Source organism: Lentzea sp. NPDC042327 (assembly GCF_040647275.1).
Lineage (GTDB): Bacteria > Actinomycetota > Actinomycetes > Mycobacteriales > Pseudonocardiaceae > Lentzea.
Genome location: NZ_JBEZBX010000021.1, coordinates 47302 through 64582, shown reverse-complemented (window position 1 = coordinate 64582; position 17281 = coordinate 47302). Strand labels below are relative to the sequence as shown.

18 protein-coding genes are annotated in these 17281 nt (G+C 71.1%); 13 read left to right on the top strand and 5 right to left on the bottom strand.

The features are described 5' to 3' along the window. Positions 1 to 24 precede the first annotated feature (24 nt). Genes AB0A63_RS36330 through AB0A63_RS36305 form a run of 6 tightly spaced genes read left to right on the top strand, consistent with a single transcriptional unit; the run spans position 25 to position 5349 of the window. Positions 25 to 330 carry a hypothetical protein gene (locus AB0A63_RS36330; RefSeq protein ID WP_360399768.1) on the top strand — a complete coding sequence of 102 codons (306 nt, stop codon included), beginning with the start codon at positions 25 to 27 and terminating at the stop codon, positions 328 to 330. After that, the gene (locus tag AB0A63_RS36325) at positions 327 to 3131 is read left to right on the top strand and encodes a hypothetical protein (protein ID WP_360399765.1); all 2805 of its coding nucleotides are present in this window, start codon (positions 327 to 329) and stop codon (positions 3129 to 3131) included. Before AB0A63_RS36330 ends, AB0A63_RS36325 begins: the two co-directional genes overlap by 4 nt. Further along, positions 3128 to 3511, top strand: coding sequence for a hypothetical protein (locus tag AB0A63_RS36320; RefSeq protein ID WP_360399762.1), 384 nt, complete (start codon positions 3128 to 3130; stop codon positions 3509 to 3511). Before AB0A63_RS36325 ends, AB0A63_RS36320 begins: the two co-directional genes overlap by 4 nt. After that, positions 3508 to 4488: a hypothetical protein gene (locus tag AB0A63_RS36315; protein WP_360399759.1), complete on the top strand. Its 981-nt coding sequence runs from the start codon at positions 3508 to 3510 to the stop codon at positions 4486 to 4488. The genes AB0A63_RS36320 and AB0A63_RS36315 overlap by 4 nt, the downstream gene beginning before the upstream one ends. A gap of 10 nt (positions 4489 to 4498) precedes the next feature. Continuing rightward, positions 4499 to 4948, top strand: coding sequence for a hypothetical protein (locus tag AB0A63_RS36310; RefSeq protein ID WP_360399756.1), 450 nt, complete (start codon positions 4499 to 4501; stop codon positions 4946 to 4948). Continuing rightward, the gene (locus tag AB0A63_RS36305; protein WP_360399753.1) at positions 4948 to 5349 is read left to right on the top strand and encodes a hypothetical protein; all 402 of its coding nucleotides are present in this window, start codon (positions 4948 to 4950) and stop codon (positions 5347 to 5349) included. Before AB0A63_RS36310 ends, AB0A63_RS36305 begins: the two co-directional genes overlap by 1 nt. Before the next feature lie 7 nt (positions 5350 to 5356). On the opposite strand, the gene AB0A63_RS36300 is transcribed toward AB0A63_RS36305, so the two are convergent. The 4 genes from AB0A63_RS36300 to AB0A63_RS36285 all read right to left on the bottom strand — a co-directional run bounded on the left by AB0A63_RS36300 (position 5357) and on the right by AB0A63_RS36285 (position 9435). After that, positions 5357 to 6229 carry a 1,4-dihydroxy-2-naphthoate polyprenyltransferase gene (locus AB0A63_RS36300; RefSeq protein WP_360399750.1) on the bottom strand — a complete coding sequence of 291 codons (873 nt, stop codon included), beginning with the start codon at positions 6227 to 6229 and terminating at the stop codon, positions 5357 to 5359. 45 nt (positions 6230 to 6274) lie between these two features. Further along, positions 6275 to 7363 carry an SH3 domain-containing protein gene (locus tag AB0A63_RS36295; RefSeq protein WP_360399747.1) on the bottom strand — a complete coding sequence of 363 codons (1089 nt, stop codon included), beginning with the start codon at positions 7361 to 7363 and terminating at the stop codon, positions 6275 to 6277. A gap of 89 nt (positions 7364 to 7452) precedes the next feature. Then, complete coding sequence (gene menE, locus AB0A63_RS36290; RefSeq protein WP_360399744.1) at positions 7453 to 8490, bottom strand: o-succinylbenzoate--CoA ligase; 1038 nt, start codon at positions 8488 to 8490, stop codon at positions 7453 to 7455. A 21-nt stretch (positions 8491 to 8511) separates the two neighbouring features. Further along, a complete protein-coding gene (locus AB0A63_RS36285) occupies positions 8512 to 9435 on the bottom strand; it encodes a 1,4-dihydroxy-2-naphthoyl-CoA synthase (protein ID WP_360399741.1) in 924 nt (307 codons plus the stop codon). On the opposite strand from AB0A63_RS36285, the gene menD reads away from it, so the two are divergent. The 7 genes from menD (at position 9434) to AB0A63_RS36250 (ending at position 15984) form a co-directional block, all read left to right on the top strand. After that, complete coding sequence (gene menD, locus AB0A63_RS36280; protein ID WP_360399738.1) at positions 9434 to 11005, top strand: 2-succinyl-5-enolpyruvyl-6-hydroxy-3-cyclohexene-1-carboxylic-acid synthase; 1572 nt, start codon at positions 9434 to 9436, stop codon at positions 11003 to 11005. The genes AB0A63_RS36285 and menD overlap by 2 nt on opposite strands. A 65-nt stretch (positions 11006 to 11070) precedes the next feature. Further along, positions 11071 to 12573, top strand: coding sequence for a M1 family metallopeptidase (locus AB0A63_RS36275; RefSeq protein ID WP_360399735.1), 1503 nt, complete (start codon positions 11071 to 11073; stop codon positions 12571 to 12573). 210 nt (positions 12574 to 12783) lie between these two features. Continuing rightward, positions 12784 to 13134 carry a hypothetical protein gene (locus AB0A63_RS36270; RefSeq protein ID WP_360399732.1) on the top strand — a complete coding sequence of 117 codons (351 nt, stop codon included), beginning with the start codon at positions 12784 to 12786 and terminating at the stop codon, positions 13132 to 13134. Between the two features lie 9 nt (positions 13135 to 13143). Then, positions 13144 to 13680 carry a DUF3558 family protein gene (locus AB0A63_RS36265; protein WP_360399729.1) on the top strand — a complete coding sequence of 179 codons (537 nt, stop codon included), beginning with the start codon at positions 13144 to 13146 and terminating at the stop codon, positions 13678 to 13680. A 25-nt stretch (positions 13681 to 13705) separates the two neighbouring features. Further along, positions 13706 to 14920, top strand: coding sequence for a hypothetical protein (locus AB0A63_RS36260; protein WP_360399726.1), 1215 nt, complete (start codon positions 13706 to 13708; stop codon positions 14918 to 14920). Positions 14921 to 14987: 67 nt separating this feature from the next. Next, complete coding sequence (locus AB0A63_RS36255; protein WP_360399723.1) at positions 14988 to 15836, top strand: helix-turn-helix transcriptional regulator; 849 nt, start codon at positions 14988 to 14990, stop codon at positions 15834 to 15836. After that, positions 15814 to 15984, top strand: a complete 171-nt coding sequence (locus AB0A63_RS36250; RefSeq protein ID WP_360399720.1) for a DUF397 domain-containing protein — start codon at positions 15814 to 15816, stop codon at positions 15982 to 15984. The genes AB0A63_RS36255 and AB0A63_RS36250 overlap by 23 nt, the downstream gene beginning before the upstream one ends. Here the strand turns inward: AB0A63_RS36250 and AB0A63_RS36245 are convergent. Continuing rightward, on the bottom strand, positions 15981 to 17213 hold the full coding sequence (locus AB0A63_RS36245; RefSeq protein ID WP_360399717.1) for an isochorismate synthase: 1233 nt from the start codon (positions 17211 to 17213) through the stop codon (positions 15981 to 15983). The genes AB0A63_RS36250 and AB0A63_RS36245 overlap by 4 nt on opposite strands. Positions 17214 to 17281 lie beyond the last annotated feature (68 nt).

The window sequence follows — 17281 nt, the reverse complement described above, 5'->3', positions numbered from 1 at the left end:
ACTTTGAGTCCGAGGGGGACCGCCGTGGCGCTGTTTTCAACAGACGCTGCCGAGCTGCGCGCGTACGCCGAGTACCTGCGCACCGAGGCAGCGGAGTTCGAGACGATCCGCAAGTACGTCCACGCCACGGCCTGCGACAAGAGCGGTTTCACCGGCCTGCTGACGCTGTTGCAGCCGGGCGTGGACCTCGTGCGCGCGCTGTTCGACGAGACCCTCGACTTCGGCAAGTCCAAACTGGAGGGCACCGCCACCGGCGTGGAGGCCACGGCCGCCGTCTACGAGCAGGTCGACCTGGCCCAGCGGAAGATCTTCGAGGGCCTCCTGCGATGACGACGACGTACTCCTCGCCGCGCCCGGTCTCGGGTTCGCTGCAGCAGCCCGAGGTCGACCGGGCCGCGCTGAACGACGTCCTCCAGGACCAGGGCTGGGGCGTCCAGGCCGTCAACTGGGTGTTCGAGGCCGTGACGGGCGAGAGCCTGGTCGCCACGATCATCACGCCGATCACCGGTGACTGGTCGAAGATCCGCGCCGACGGCGACGCCTGGCGCTCGGTCGGCAACGCCATGAACGACATGTCCTACAACCTCACCGACGCCGTCGGGAAGGTGCGGGACGCGTGGGACGGCGAGGCCGCGAGCAGCCACGAGAAGTACATCGCGCTGGGCTGGAAGGCCGGTCTGCTCGCGGAGATGGGCGTCGCCCAGCTCATCGCGAAGGGCTTCGACACGGTCGCCTCCGGCGCCGAGGCCCTGGGCAGGCAGGCCGCCCGCCTGCTCGACTACCTGATCAACAAGCTCATGCAGGCGGCAGCGACCGTCTGGGTCCCGGTGGCCGGTTGGATCAAGGCCGCCGAGATGGTCTGGAACGCCTACCAGATCTACCGCCGTGTCATGGACATCATCGACACGGTCAAGAAGCTCATCACGGACGTGAAGGCCCTCTTCGACGCCGTGGGCCGGGTCGCCTCCGCGCTCGGCAAGCTGAAGGACGCCGACTCCCTCGCCGAGGCCATGAACGCCACCCAGGAGGTGGCCGAGGGTGCCCGCGACGTGCGCAACAGCGTCCGCGACATCCACGAGGACATCCAGTCCGTCAAGGACTCCGCCACCGAGATCGGCGAGCGCGGACGCGACATCGGCTCGACCGTCCGCGAGGTCTACTCCCCGTCCGGCGGCGGCGCCGACGGCACGAAGGCGGCCTCGGTCTCCACCCCGGTCGCGGGCACCCCGGTCTCCGCACCGCCCACGGTCCAGTCGCCCGGCGACACCACCGCCCCCTCGTCCGGTGGCGGCGGCGGAGGCGGCGGAGCCGTGACGGCCCCGCCCCCGGTCCGCCCCGGCGGCGGTGGCAGCGCGAGCGCACCCCCGTCCGGCGGCCACTCCGGCGGCCCCGCGGTCACCCGCCCCGACACGACCCACGCGGCCGGCGCGGCCCCCGCACCCGCCCCGTCCTCGCACTCCGGCACCCCGGTCGGCGGCGCCATGCCGATGGGCGCCCCCATGACCCCCGGTGCAGGCGGCGGCGACACGCAGCGCTCCGGCCCCCGCCCCGGCTCCACGGCCGCCGCGGGCACCCCCACCGCCCCGCCGCAGCACCGCCCGGCCGGCGGCTCGGGTTCCGCACTGCCCTCACCCCAGCCGGCCGGTCACTCGACCCCCGGCTCCGGCGCCGGCACCGGCGGCACCTCGTCCGGCCCGCGCCCGACCCCCGGCGGCCTGCCGTCGCCGTCCGGTCAGGGGTCCGGCCTGCCGTCGCCTTCGGGACACGGCTCCTCGAGCCACGGCTCGACTCCGGGCACGCCGACGGGCCACGGTTCCGGCCTGCCCTCGCCCGCTGGTCACGGCTCGACTCCGGGTTCGCCCGCGGGTCACACGCCTGGCGGTTCCGGCTCGGGCCTGCCCTCGCCGACCGGCCACGACACCCCGCGTCCGCACGACACGCCCCCGTCCGGCACCACGCCCCACGACGGCGGCACCAAGCCGCACGACAGCACCCGTCCCCACGACGGCACCGGTGCCCCGACCGACACCAAGCCGCACGACACCAAGCCGCACGACACCAAGCCGCACGACACGACGACCCCGCACGACGGCACCCGTCCCCACGACACGGACGGCACCCGCCCGCACGACACCGACGGCAAGCCGCACGACACCGGCACGAGCGGCGCCGACGACGCACGTCCCCACGACGACACCCCCACCGGTCACGACCGCGACCCCGGCACCGACCGCCCCGCCGACCACGACACCCCCGGCAACCACAACACCGGCGACAACCACAACACCGACAACCACAACAACGGCGACGACAACGGTGGCGGCGGCGATGGTCCGCCCCGGTCGCCGCAGGGCCACGACCTCACCCCGCAGTTCGACAACTCGGCCATGGCCGCGCAGGGCGAGGGCTACCGGCAGCAGCTGGAGCACATCCTCCCGAACGAGGCCGACCGCCAGCGGTACGAGCAGCTCAGCACGACCCTGTCGACGAACCTCACCCCGGACGAGGCCCGGCACGTCGCGGACGTCCGCAACCAGCTGACCGTCGGCAACGGCGACATCGTCACCAAGGCCCTCAACCAGGGTGCGATGGACACCTACCTGCCGGCGACGCCGCACCCGGACGGCGACCGCAGGCAGGACTGGCAGACCCAGGTCGGCGGGTCGATCGCGCGCGGTGTGGACGTGGTGGACATCAACACGCCGCAGGGGCTGCGGGACGGTCTCGCCCTCGACGACAAGGGCGCCGGCTGGACGCCGATCCCGGCGAACGCGGACTCGGCGATGCAGTTGCGCTACAAGCTCGACGCGACCACGGCGGGGGAGGCGTTCATCCCGTTCGGCGGGCCGAACAAGGAGACCTACGCGGACGCGGCCGAGCAGCGGCGCTACGACGACGCGGCGCAGCGGATGGCCGACGCGGGTGGTGTGGCCACGCCGAACCGGAACCTCGACCCGTTCACGGGCACCGGGTCCACCGGGGGTGGCGTGCCGGAGTGGATCGTGCCGCGCGGCACGGACCTGCCTGACCGCGCCGAGATCTGGCAGGTCGACCGGGCCGGCGGGGAGCGCCTGCACGCCGTCTACGACAGCCGGTACGGCTGGTACCAGCTGCCCGCGGGCACGCCATGACCCACGACTTCGACGTCGCCGAGTACCGCGGCGAGACCTTCCGCACGAGCACGAGCGAGGCGGCGGAGGGCCACGTCTGGCTCATCCGGATCGGCGAGCAGGCACCGGAGCGGCAGGTGCCCATCGCCGACCTGGACGCCTGGTACCGGGACCGCACGACGGCGACGTGGCGCGGGCAGCCGTTCCGGGTCGGCCAGGTGCGCAACGGCACGGCGACCGTCGACTACGTCGGGCACGACGGCACCTGGGCCGCGCAGAACGGGCTCCAGGGCGACCGGTACAACGGCTTCTACGGCACGATCAGTGCGGCAGAGCTGGAGGACGTGCGGGTCGACCGCACCGACCACCTGGCGCGGTGGAAGAAGGAGAACCTGGGATGACCACGCCACAGGCCGTGCACAAGGCAGCGGGCATCGGGCCGGAGACCATCCTGCAGAAGATCGTGCACCCGGCGACGGCGCAGCTGTACCTGGGCAACGTCACGGTCACCGGCCGGTTCGAGCCGCACCGCACCGCCGGGTTCGTCACCCGCGGCCAGGACTTCCCGCAGGGCACGAGCACGCAGTTCGCCGAGGCGTTCGGCGTCGACCGGGTCGAGGGCTGGCCGCAGGGCACGCAGTACCTGCTGCGGTTCTACGCGCACACGACGGAGCTCTTCGAGACCAGCTTCGGCGGTCCCGACCTCGAAGGCGCGCGGAAGATGGGCACGACGCGCGTCTACCCGCTGCCGTTCACGGGCACCGGGTACACGCCCAGCGCCACGCCGATCCCCGAGTACGTCATGGAGCTCAGCGAGTTCGCGGCCGGCACCGAGCTGTGGCGGTTCGAGCCGAACGGCGAGGGCCGCAGCGTCGGCAAGTACGTCGACCGCCAGGTCGGCTGGGTGCCGACGGGGGACGTGGGCTTCGGGCCGGGGAGGTACTGGCAGGGCCCGGTTCCGCTGCGCCCGACCGTCCGGCGTGGACTGATGGCGCGCTACCGCGGCCAGGACTTCGAGGTCGACTTCGCGCCGCGGCCGGGTGCGCTGATCCTGCACCCGTTCCCCGGCCAGACGGTGCCGGAGGACTTCACCGACCGCAACGGACACTGGTCGCTGGAGCTGCCGGACGCGGCCGTCGAAGAGCTCGTGCACGTCCGCAAGCTCTGCACGTACCGCGGCGCGCCGTTTGAGATCCTGGGCATCCAGAGCGACCAGGTCACCCTGCACTACCTGGGTGAGAACTACCAGCAGGCGCAGGAGCTGGGCCTGACCGAGGTCGACTTCCGCCAGTGGCGCACGTTCGCCACGCGTGGTGAGGTCACCGACGTACGCGACGAAGTCAGGCCGTTGCCACGCGGTCTCTTCGGGTCGAACTGACGGGGAGAGCATGAGCACGCCCAACGACAGCTGGAAGACGCCGGAGCTGCGTGCGGCCGAGGCGCAGGTCGACGCGCGCTTCAAGGAGGCGCAGGACCTGGCGAACCGGCTGAAGGACACCCCGCTGCCGCCGGTGCCGCCCGTCGACTTCAAGGCCATCGCCCAGCAGGTCGAACGCGCCGCGCAGGAACGGGACGCGCCCGAGCAGCTGAAAGCGTTGAAGCGCAAGGTGGACGCGGGCGAGTTCACCTGGGAGGACGTCGTCTCCGGCAAGGTCGCGCAGGACCCGGACGTGCAGGCCATGCAGCAGGAGAACGTCAACAAGATGAAGCAGGCGTTCCAGATGCTCCAGGAGGGCATGACCGCCGAGGAGATCATGAACGCCCAGGGCCCGCGCCGCGGCGGTGGCGAGGACGGCGACGAGATGGACCCCGGCATCTTCACGGAGGACAAGTGGTGATGACGGCCTGGCGGACACCGGACATCCGGGCGGCGGAGGACTTCCTGACCCAGGCGGTCCGGCAGGCCGAGCAGGACATGCGCACCACCGCGCAGAACCTGCGCGGCAAGGAACCGTCCACTGAGGACGTGCGCAGGGTGATGCAGTTCGCGAAGTCGAGCGAGGCGTCACCGGCGATGCGGCAGCTGGCCGACCGCATCGCCCGCGGTGCCGGGCTGAGCTGGCGTCAGGTCCTCACCGGCGAGGCGTCGCACGACCCGCTGGTGCGCCAGGCGCTCGAAGCCGACCGCGCCAGGCTCGACGAGCTGATCCAGGGCGAGACGGCACGGCCGCCGCAGCCCCGCAGGCCGCAGCGCCAGGACGACGACGAGCCCACCCAGTTCACCGAGGACGCCTGGTAGCGGGCTGTCAGTCCAGGACCAGGGCCACGCTGACCAGCACGGCCCACGCGAGCATCGCGATCCCGGTGAACTGCAGCACCGGGATCAGCTCACGCCCCTGGCGCCCCGCCGCGACCCGGCGCACGGCGGGCAGCAGCACCGGCGCCGCCAGGAATCCCAGCAGCGCGTACGGCACCCGCACGGTCATGCCCACGGCGATCAGGAACGGCACGGCCACCAGCGCCAGGTAGAGCCGGCGGGTGTCCTTGTCCCCCAGCACGACCGCGAGGGTGAGCTTGCCCGACACCGCGTCGGTCGGGATGTCCCGCAGGTTGTTCGCGACCAGCACGGCCGCCGAGATGCAGCCCATCGCGATCGACGAGCCGATGCCGATCCCGGTGATCTCCCCGGTCTGCACGTACAGCGTGCCCAGCACCGCGGCCGGCCCGAAGAAGAGGAACACCGCGATCTCGCCCAGGCCCGCGTAACCGTAGGGGCGCTTGCCGCCGGTGTAGAACCACGCACCCGCGATGCACACGGCACCGAGGGCCAGCAGCCACCAGTACCCGGACAGCACCACCAGCGCGATCCCGGCCAGCGCGCCGGCACCGAGGCTGATGAACGCCGCCAGCCGCACGTTCTTCGGCTCCGCTGCACCGGAACCGGTGAGGCGGAACGGCCCCACCCGGTCGTCGTCGGTGCCGCGGATGCCGTCGGAGTAGTCGTTCGCGAAGTTCACGCCGATCTGGAACGCGATCGACACGACCAGCGCGAGTCCCGTGAACAGCACGTTGAACTCGTCGATGTGGTGCGCCGCCGCCGCGCCGACGACCACCGGTGCGATCGAGTTCGGCAGCGTGCGGGGGCGGGTCCCCTGGATCCACTGGACGACTGAGGCCATGCCCCCATCCTCCGCTATGGCCACCGGGGACCCGCCGAGGGGTTATCAGCAGCTAGTCGCTCCGGAGACGCCCGCCACGTAGGCCTTCGCGACGTGCTTGCCGGACGCGATGCGGTACCAGACGTTCGACGTGCCCTGCGTGCCCGACACCGACTCGCCGGTCAGCTGGCACGTGACCCGCACCTGCGCGTAGTTCGCGGCCAGACCCACCTGGGAGGACGAGGAGTTCGCGCCGGACCGCACGTTCACCGTGCCGTTCGCCGCCGACGTGCGCACCGTCCCGACCGGACCGGAGCCGGTCCACAGGTACGTCACGGTCACCCACGCGTTGTTCGACAGCTGGAGGCCGTCCCAGAACGTGCCGTCGGCCAGGTCGATGCCCGCCGGGTTCGCGACCGCGCGGCCGAACTGGTCCTTGCCGCCGTTGTAGTCGTTCTCGTACGCGGCCTGCGCCTCCGGCTTGCCCTGCGGCAGGTCCTTCCACATCTCGCGGGTCGTGGACGGGTTCCAGTAGTCGTCCTTGGTGTTCCACGGGCCGACGTCCCACACCGGCGCCCACTCGCAGCGGCCGTTCGACGCGCACACCTGCACGCTGTAGTTGCCGGAGTTGTTGCCCGCCAGGCCCCGCCGCGACGGCAGCGCGACGAAGTGGTCGCGCGAGCGGATCACGTGCCCGTTGGCGGTGGTGCCGCCGACCAGGCCCTCCCGCGTGGCGTAGACGCGGTATGAACGCCCGGCGGCCAGCGCCGACACGTCCTCGGCGGCAGCGGGCGCGGTGTACGCCGACACCTTCACCTTCGCGGCCTTGCCGCTGTTCAGGACGACCCGCGCCTGAACGGTCGAGGTGGTGACCGGCAACGTCGCCGGTGCCTCGTACCACTCGGTCCACTGCCCGTCGGCGCGCAGTCCGCGCACGTCGACGACGCCGTCGCCGGTCACCGCCGCCGTGACCGCGTTGGCGGGCCGCGCGAGCCGGTGCGTCCCGAGCTCGACCAGACCGATCCGCGGGGCGCCACCCCACGAGACGGCGTGCCCGCTCGCGTCGACGGTCCACTCGTTGGAGGCGGCCTGGGCGGGTGCCGCCAGTCCGACCGTCAGGGCCGCCCCGACGACCAGCGGTAACAGGTAGCGCATGAGAACCCCCATCGCCAGCGCGCACGGCCTGGGTCCGTGCGCTTCGCGGCGAGAGTCGTCCTCAGCGGTAAAGGTTCACCTAAAGGAGGTCACCTGAAGGAGTCGGCCACCGCGGTCCGGTCGACCTTGCCCGGTCCGCGCAACGGCAGTTCGGTGACGAACCGCACCAGCTTCGGCGCCGCTGCCCGGCCCACCTGCTCGGCCACCGCGGCCTTGAGGTCCTCGACCGGGGGAGTGCCGCCGCGCGCGACGACGGCGGCCGCCACGACCTGTCCCCACTCGTCGTCCTGCACGCCGACGACGCACGCCTCCAGCACGCCGTCCACCGTGGCCAGAGCCCTCTCCACCAGCACGGGGGGCACCTTCTCGCCGCCCGTGACGATCATGTCGTCGGCCCGCCCGAGCACCTCCAGCCGCCCGTCGCGCAGCCGCCCGAGGTCACCGGTGCGGAACCACTCGCCGAACGGCTCGGGGCTGCCGCGGTACCCCAGCGCCAGCACCGGCCCGCTGATCTCGATCAGGTCGTCCGTGCGCAGCTCGACGTCCTTGAGCGGCACACCGTCGTACACACACCCGCCGGCCGTCTCGCTCATTCCGTACGTGGTGACGACCTGCACCCCGAGCGCGCGCGCCTGCTGCAACAGCCGCGGCGGGGTGGCCGCCCCGCCGATCAGCACGCCGTCGAACTGCCGCAACGCCTCCAGCCCCGGCCCCTCCCCGGCGACGAGCCGGGACAGCTGCGTGGGCACCAGCGCCGTGTAGTGCCGCCCCGGTTCGGCCAGCACCGGCCGCGCGGCCAGCGCGAACCCCATGGCGCGGAAGCCGCCGGACAGGTCCAGCTCACCGGGTGTCGTGCCGGCGACGACGGACCGCACCAGCACCTGGATGCCGGCGATGTGGCCCGTCGGCAACGCCAGCAGCCACGTGCCGGGCCCGCCCAGCCGTTCGTGCGTGGCCTCCGCGGACGTGGTCAGCGCCTCGGCGTCGAGCAGCACCGTCTTCGGCTCGCCCGTGGACCCGGAGGTCGGCACGCCGATGGCGGCCCGCTTCTCCCAGCCGTCGAGCGGTCCGTCCACCAGCGGTTCGCCACCGGAGAGCGCCGCGCGCAGTTCGTCGAGCACGGTCACCTGCCCAAGAGGAGTGCGGACTCAGAAGTAGTACGGGTAGTTCGACCAGTCGGGGTCGCGCTTCTCCAGGAACGAGTCACGCCCCTCGACCGCCTCGTCGGTCATGTACGCGAGCCGCGTCGTCTCCCCGGCGAAGAGCTGCTGCCCCACCAGGCCGTCGTCGATCAGGTTGAACGCGTACTTGAGCATCCGCTGCGCGGTCGGCGACTTGCCGTTGATCTCCCGGGCCCACTGCAGCGCTGTGGTCTCCAGCTCGGCGTGCTTGACGACCGCGTTGACCGCGCCCATCTTGAACATGTCCTCGGCGCTGTACGTGCGCCCGAGGAAGAAGATCTCCCGCGCGAACTTCTGCCCCACCTGCCGCGCCAGGTAGGCGGACCCGTACCCGCCGTCGAACGAACCGACGTCCGCGTCCGTCTGCTTGAACCGCGCGTGCTCCTCGCTCGCGATGGTGAGGTCGCACACCACGTGCAGGCTGTGCCCACCCCCGGCCGCCCACCCCGGCACGACCGCGATGACGACCTTCGGCATGAACCGGATCAGCCGCTGGCACTCCAGGATGTGCAACCGCCCCGCCCGCGCCGGGTCCACCGTCTCCGCCGTCTCACCCGACGCGTACTGATACCCGCTGCGCCCGCGAATCCGCTGGTCACCGCCACTGCAGAAGGCCCAGCCACCGTCCTTGGGACTCGGCCCGTTGCCCGTCAGCAGCACGCACCCGACGTCACTCGACATCCGCGCGTGGTCGAGCGCCCGGTACAGCTCGTCCACCGTGTGCGGCCGGAACGCGTTGCGCACCTCGGGCCGGTTGAACGCGATGCGCACGGTGCCCTGGTCGAGCGCGCGGTGGTAGGTGATGTCGGTGAAGTCGAAGCCCTCGATCGGCTTCCACAACGACGGGTCGAAGAGGTCCTGGTCTGCCACGGTCTGAGACTCTAGGCGCATGAATCCGGCAACGCTGCAGGCGAGGGTGGTCGTCGACGAGCTGGTGCGCAACGGCGTGCGGCACGTCGTCCTGTGCCCCGGTTCGCGCAACGCCCCGCTGTCGTTCGCGCTGCACCAGGCCGAGCAGAGGGGCCTGCTGACGCTGCACGTGCGGATCGACGAGCGCACCGCGGGGTTCCTCGCGCTCGGCCTGGCCAAGCGCGGCACGCCGGCCGTCGTCACCTGCACGAGCGGCACCGCCGTGGCGAACCTGCACCCGGCGGTGGTCGAGGCGGAGCTGACGCACGTCCCGCTGGTCGCGCTCACCGCCGACCGCCCGGTCGAGCTCTACCGCACCGGCGCCAGCCAGACGATCAACCAGCACGACATCCTCGGCATCCGGACGCTCCACATGCCCGAGGCCGCCGACGAGCCCACGACGCGATCTCTCATCTGTCGCGCGATGGCCACCGACGGCCCGTCGCACATCAACATCCCGTTCCGCCCGCCGCTCACCCCCGACGACGACGCGTGGCCCACGTCCGACCGCACCCCGTGGACGGCCACGGACCGAACCACCGCAATCGAAACCCGCCCGTCGGACCTGCCCGCGAAGACGCTGGTGCTCCTCGGCGACGACCACCCCGGCCGCGTCCGGGAAGCCGCGCGGCTCGGCTGGCCCGTCATCGCCGAACCCACCGCCCCCGGCGGCCTCCGCCACGGTTCACTGCTGCTCAACGCCGGTCTGCCGGAACACCTGGAGCCCGAGGCGGTCCTGGTCGTCGGCCGGGTCACGCTGAGCCGCGGCCAGCAGGCGCTCCTCAAGAACACCGCGGTCGTGCACGCCGTCGGAGACCAGGCGGAGTGGGCGGACACGCAGTTCACCGCCACCCGCGCCTCGACGTGGCTGCCCGAGCCGCAGGCCGTCGACCAGGACTGGGCGCAGGCCTGGCAGAGCGCGGTCAAGGACGTCAGCGCCGCCGTGGACGGGCTGCTGGACGCCGAGCCGTGGCCGACAGGGCTGCACGTGGCGCGCGAGCTCACGCACACGATCCCGGGCGGCTCGATGCTCTTCGTGGGCTCCTCCAACCCCATCCGGGACGTCGACTTCGCCGGCGAGCGCCGCGACGACCTGGAGGTCCACGCCAACCGGGGTGCCGCGGGCATCGATGGGAGCGTGTCCACGGCGATCGGGCTGGCGACCACGCACGAAGGACCGGCCTACGCGTTGATGGGCGACCTGACGTTCCTGCACGACCTCAACGGCCTGATCACCGACCGGCGGCCGGACCTGACGATCGTGGTGCTCAACGACGACGGCGGCGGCATCTTCTCGTTGCTGGAACAGGGCGCGCCGGAACACGACAAGAGTTTCGAGCGGATTTTCGGCACCCCGCACGGAGCTGATCTGGCCGCATTGTGCGCCGGACACCGAATCAGGCACTCCATTGTGGACGGCAAGGAGGAGTTCCGTAGCGCACTTGCGCCACCGGAGGGCATCCAAGTGGTGGAAGTGCGGTCGAAAAGAGACGAACTGCGCTCTTTGCACCAACGTCTCAAGTCGACGGTGTCAACGGTTTTCAGCAGGTAGGAAACCCTCCGAAACCTACGTAAGTCGGTGGTTGCCCCCGGAAAGGGGTGGATAGCGTCCGGCGCATGTCGATCAGAACCAAGGCAACGGCCGCGGTCGCGTCCGCAGCCGCAGTGACGCTCTTCGCGGGAACGGCGCTCGCCGCGGCGCCCGGTGCCCCCGGCGCGGGCGACCCGTACTTCCCCGGCTACGGCAACGGCGGGTACGACGTCTCCCACTACGACATCAGGCTCAACTACAACCCCAACGGCGACCAGCTCTCCGGCACCACGACGATCCTCGCCAAGGCCACCGAGGACCTCACCCAGTTCAACCTGGACTTCCTGCTCAAGGTCAAGACGCTGCGGGTCAACAACGCCCCCGCCTCGTTCGTCCAGGACGGCGACGAGCTCGTCGTCACCCCGCGCGGCGGCCTGCGCAAGGGCCAGGACGTCACCGTCGTGGTGACCTACGCCGACGTCCCGTCGCAGGTCAAGGACCACAACGGCTACACGGCGTGGACGAAGACGCCCGACGGCGCGCTCGCGATCGGTGAGCCGGAGATCGCCCGCTGGTGGTTCCCCGCCAACGACCACCCCACCGACAAGGCCACCTTCGACGTCAACGTCGCCGTCCCGGAGGGCGTCGAGGTCATCTCGAACGGCACCTTCCTCGGCAACACCCGCCAGATCAACGGCTGGACCCGCTGGAACTGGCGCAGCACCAAGCCGCAGGCCACCTACCTGACGTTCCTCACCATCGGCCAGTACGAGCTCCGCCAGTACGCGGCGCCCAACGGCCAGCCGGTGTTCAACGCCTACTCCACGCGCCTCGGCGACTCCACCGACGCCGCCAGGGCCAGCGTCGAACGCACCCCCGAGGTCATCGAGTTCCTGTCCGGCAACTTCGGCCCGTACCCGTTCGAGGCGCAGGGCGGTGTCGTCACCCCCGACCTCGGCTACGCGCTGGAGGACCAGACCCGGCCCACCTACGACGACGCGTTCTTCCGCCGCGGCGCCAACACCTACGTCGTCGCCCACGAGCTCGGCCACCAGTGGTTCGGCGACTCGGTGTCGGTGCACCACTGGCGCGACATCTGGCTGAACGAGGGCTTCGCCTCCTACGCGGAGTTCCTGTGGTCCGAGCACGTCGGCGAGGGCACGGCCCAGGAGAACGCCGACTTCGTCTACGACTCCTACCAGGCCGACGACCCGTTCTGGCAGGTCCTGCCCGGCGACCCCGGCGCTGACAACGTCTTCCACGGCGCCGTCTACGACCGCGGCGCGCTCGCGGTGCACGCGCTGCGCGTGGCCGTGGGCGACGAGAAGTTCTTCGAGGTCCTCAAGACCTGGCAGGCCGAGAAGAAGTACTCCGACGCCACCATCGAGGAGTTCATCGCGCTGGCCGAGCGGGTCTCCGGGCAGCAGCTCGACCAGCTGTTCCAGACCTGGCTCTTCACCAAGGGCAAGCCGGCGGAGGCCCCCGGCCGGTCCGCCGCCCTGACGGCGAAGACCACGGCGAAGGCCGCAGAGCCGAAGTCGCGGGCCAAGATCGCGCTGACGCACGAGCTGCTGGACGCCCACAAGTAGTCGCCATCCGGCCGTGAGCGGTTTTTGTCATTGATATGACCAAAACCGCTCACGGCTTTTTTGTGCTTGGATCGCGATCAATGTATTCCCGATCCGGTGGAACCGGTTAATCCGAACGGGGTGTTTTGCGGGTCAATCCATTTTTGTTCCCCTGATTCTGCCCTAACGTCACTCCCCGGATCACGGTGCCGGTCTCGGGGAGGTGAGCCTGTGGCGGATCAGAACAGTGCCGGGGAAAGCGCTCAGGCCTACGCCTCCGGGCTGTACATCGAGCACGACCCGCAGGCCGTCGACAAGGCGATCGGGAAGCTCGACGACCTCCAGCGGACCTTGGAGCGGATCAAGCGCAGGTCGTCGCTGCTCGCGACCAGGACCCCGCTCGGCGGGGGCTACGCGCAGGCCGTGGGTTCGATCAACGAACGGGTCGGCGAGCTCGCGCGCTCCACGGTCATCCCCGGCCTGCTGAGGGTGATCGACGAGCTGAGGGCCGAGCTGGACAAGAGCAGCCGGTCGTACCGGAACGTGGAAGAGAGCACGTCCGACACGCTGAACAGACTCTGACGGGAACTCATGAACCGCATGCGCATCGCCGTGGTCGGTCTTGCCCTGTTCGCCGCGGCCTGTTCGGACGGGGGTGTGAGCGGCCGGGCCCGTCCCGCCTCGGTGCGGACGCCGGTGACCAGCGAGGTCAGCCGCACGTCCGGCGCAGGGCTCGCCGGGGTCAAGCCCTGCGAGCTGATCAGCGGGGCGGAGGCGGCCGGCCTGGGCCTCGTCGCGCCGCGCCCCCGCACGACCGCCGGCCTGCAGACCTGCGAGTGGGACGGCAGCGGGAACGGCGGTCTCACCGTCGCCGTGGACGTGCGGCGGGGCGCCGACGCCCTCGACTACGCCGGTGACGCGAAGACCCCGGCCAGGTTCGGCGAGCGCGACGGCTTCAGCGTGGCGGCGCCGGACGGGGAGAAGGACCTCTGCCACGCGGTGATCTCCGTGTCCGCGTCGTCGAGCGTGCAGCTCGTGGCGAGCGCGGGCGGCGCGTCGGCCGACACCGCCAAGGCCTGCGCGCTGGCGACGAGATCGGCCGAGCTGGTGGCCGCCAGGCTGCCCTGATCCATAGATCCGCGAGGGGACGACGATGCCGCACGACACGCCGCGATTACCGCAGCCGAACGTGAACTACTCGGCGCACAGCCACGCAGACCTGCACCGGCTGGCGATGGACGGCAACGACCCGGCGCTCGCGGGGGAGATCGCGGCCGAGTGGAGGTCGATCGGCACCGAGCTGACCGAGCTGGCGGCCGGGATCAACGAGGTGGTCAACGGCCTGCGCGCGGGCTGGTCGGGCGCCGCGGGCGCCGGTGCGTCGGCGGCGTTGACGAAGATCTGCTCCTTCACGGACGAGCTGGCGTCGACGTTCACCGCAACGGCCCGCGTGGTCGAGGAGCAGGCCGCGGCGGCAGTGGCGGTGAAGAGCGCGTTCCCGCAGGAGGTCCCGTTCGACCCCGCGCGGATGCTGAAGGACGCGGCGACCAGCTGGAACCCGGTCCGCATGGTGGCGGCCCCGTTCGACGTCCTGGCCCAGTACGAGAAGGCCAAGGCCGCCAAGCAGGAGGCCGAACGGGTCGTGCAGGCCCGCGACAACGCGCTGGCGGCCTCCGCCGCGCTGCTGCCGGCCTTCGACGACGTCCCGCAGGTCACCACCGGCGACCAGGGCGTGACGACGACTAGCAGCACGACGTTCGCGCACACCACGGCCACGATGAACCCGAACGCGGTGCACCCGGCCACGCAGGTCGGCACCCCCGTCGTCGGTGTGCCCGGCGTCCCGGTGAGCCCGGTCAGCCCGGTCAACGGCAACCCGGCCGGCGACTCCAGCGCCACGAGGACCGCGTGGTCCGCATCGGCCGCCCACCCCACGCCGCCTGGCCCGACGCCGCCCGACCGCACGCCACCCGCACCCGGTTCGGGCTCACCGGTCTCCTCGGGAGCCGTCCAGGGCATGAGCACCCCGCGCACCGCCGCGGGCAGGGGCGGGGGAGCGGGCGGTGGCCGCGGTGCAGGCGGGTTCGGCACGGCGCGCCCCGGTGGTGCCGCGGGACGGGGCACGTTCGGTCCCGCCACACCGGGCGGTGCCGCGGGCGTCGCGCCGGGTGCGGAGGGAACGCGCGGCGGCGGCGGTGCTCCCGGAGCGGGCAGGAACGGCGCTCCCGGCCCAGTCGGAGCCGGCCCCGCCGCGGGCGCCGGAAACGGCGGCGAGGAGGACAAGGAACACCGGTCCAACTACCTCGTGCCGACCGACGAGTACTTCGACGACAACCGGATGGTCGTTCCCCCGGTCATCGGGGAATGAGCTCGCCCCCATTTCACCCGAACGAGCCAGTATCTTGGAATAGAAACACGTCATACCCTCGATGGACATGGCCCCAAGCACTCCATCCACCGCGTACAGCCGCGATCTCGGCGACGAGTTGCGCCGGCTGCGCGAGTCCAGCACCGATCTCACCGGAAACGCCATGGCGCAACGGCTCGGCTGGGACCCCAGCAAGGTGTCCACCATCGAAAAGGGCAAAACCCGGCCGAGCGAGGTCGACCTGGTCCAGTTCATCACGATGTGCGGCAAGGACGTCGACTTCTTCGAGGACTTCCGGCGCAGGTACCGGTACGCCTTCGACGAGTACATCGTCCAGGTCTCGGACAACGTCCGCACGCTCGCCCTGGCCGAGTCGACGGCCGACAAGATGCTCAACTACGACACGTTGACGGTGGCCGGGCTGCTGCAGACGGAGCGGTACGCCGATGCCCTCTACCGAGCCCACGGCGTCGCCACCGAAGAACGAATCCCGGCGCTGGTGCAGGCCCGAATAGATCGCCAGGCGGTGCTGCGTCGACACAATCGGCCGGATTGCTTGTTCTACATCCATGAGCTGGCGCTGCGGCAGCAGGTCGGCAACGCCGAGATCATGGAGGACCAGTACCTCCAGCTGCTGTTCAACGCGCGCATTGTGCGAATAGTCCCCGCGAACGTGCTCATCAACTCGGCGGGTGTCCGGCTGTGGGAGTACGAGAAGGCGTTGCCGGTCGTCTACAGCGAATCCGACCTCACGCACGTGTTCGTGCAGGACCCCGGGGCGATCGCGCGCACCAGGTTGATCTTCAACCGCTTGGCCGAGGTCGCCTTGGATGAGGAACAATCGCGGAGCAAGCTGGCGGAGTACGTCGGCTCACCGCGAGAGGACCTCCACGATGCAGGACCGCGCCTGGCGTAAGAGCAGCTACAGCAACGGGACGCCGGAGGGTGATTGCGTCGAGGTGTCGCTGACCCGGGACGTGCTCGTCCGCGACACCAAGAACACGGCCGGTGAGGTGCTGACCTTCAGCACCTCTGCCTGGCACGCGTTCCTGGAAGAGCTCTAGAGCCCTTCCAGCGCCTCCCGCATGGGGCGCATCTTGGCGTGCGCCTCCTGCACCTCGCTGTCGGGGTCGGAGTCCGCGACGAGCCCGCAGCCGGCGAACAGGCGTGCCGTCGACCCGTTGATCTGCGCGCACCGCAGGGCGATGCCGAGTTCGCCGTCGCCGTTGCCGTCGATCCACCCGACCGGTCCGGCGTAGCGCCCGCGGTCCATGCCCTCCAGCTGTGCGATCAGCCGGGTCGCGTCCAGCCGCGGTGTTCCGCCGACGGCCGCCGTGGGGTGCACGGCCTCGCCGAGGTGCAGCAGGGACGCGGACGACGACAGCGTGCCGATGACGTCGCTGGACAGGTGCGAGACGTTCGGCAGGCGCAGGACCGACGGGCCGTCGACGGACATGGTCGAGCAGAAGGGGCGCAACGTCTCCGCGAGAGAGGTGATCGCGTACTCGTGCTCTTCGAGGTTCTTCTCGGACGACATCAACGCCGCCGCGAGCTCTTCGTCGCTGATGCCGTCGTGCGGCCACGTCGTACCCGCCAGCACGCGTGAGTCGACCACGGAGCCGGTGCGCCGCAGCAGCAGTTCGGGTGTGGCGCCCACGAGACCGTCGACCGCGTAGGCCCAGCACTCGGGGTAGCGCCGTGCGAGGCCTTGGAGCACGAAGCGCTGGTCGAGCCGTTTGTCGGTCACGGCCAGGAGGTCGTGGGCGAGCACGACCTTGCCGAGCTCGCCGTCGCGCATGCGGGCGACGGCCTCGCGCACGGCCTCGCGGTACTGCGTGACGGGCAGCTGGCCGTTGGCGTAACGGACCGCCGAAGGGCGCGAGAGAGGGGTTTTGCGGGGGATCGAGTCGGCGGTGCCGATGGTGGTGACCCACTCCACACCGTTGCGCCTGCCGACGACGACCTCGGGGACGATCAGCACCGAGTCGCCGGGCTCGTCGGCGAACGCCATCGAGATGAACGCGACGGGGCCGCTGCCGGGAACGCCCAGCTCGTCGTCCACGTCGAGGTGGCTGACGAACTCGCGCCACCACGCGTCGGCGCGGGCGAACCGGTCCGGACCGCTCACCTCCAGGCGCGCGGCCTCGCCCCACCCGACCAGCCCGGAGCCGTCGCGCACCCACGCGAGGGCCTGCTCCGGGTTCGGCAGCAGTCCGAGCAGGTCACCGGCCCTGTCCCGCCTCGACCGGACGCGGATCCGCTGCCGTGCTCGTGATGTGGGTGCTGATGTCACGCCTCGACTGTATGGACCTGAACCTGAAAGCGTGGCACTCACCCGGCTCTAGACTTCTCAGTTGTGGT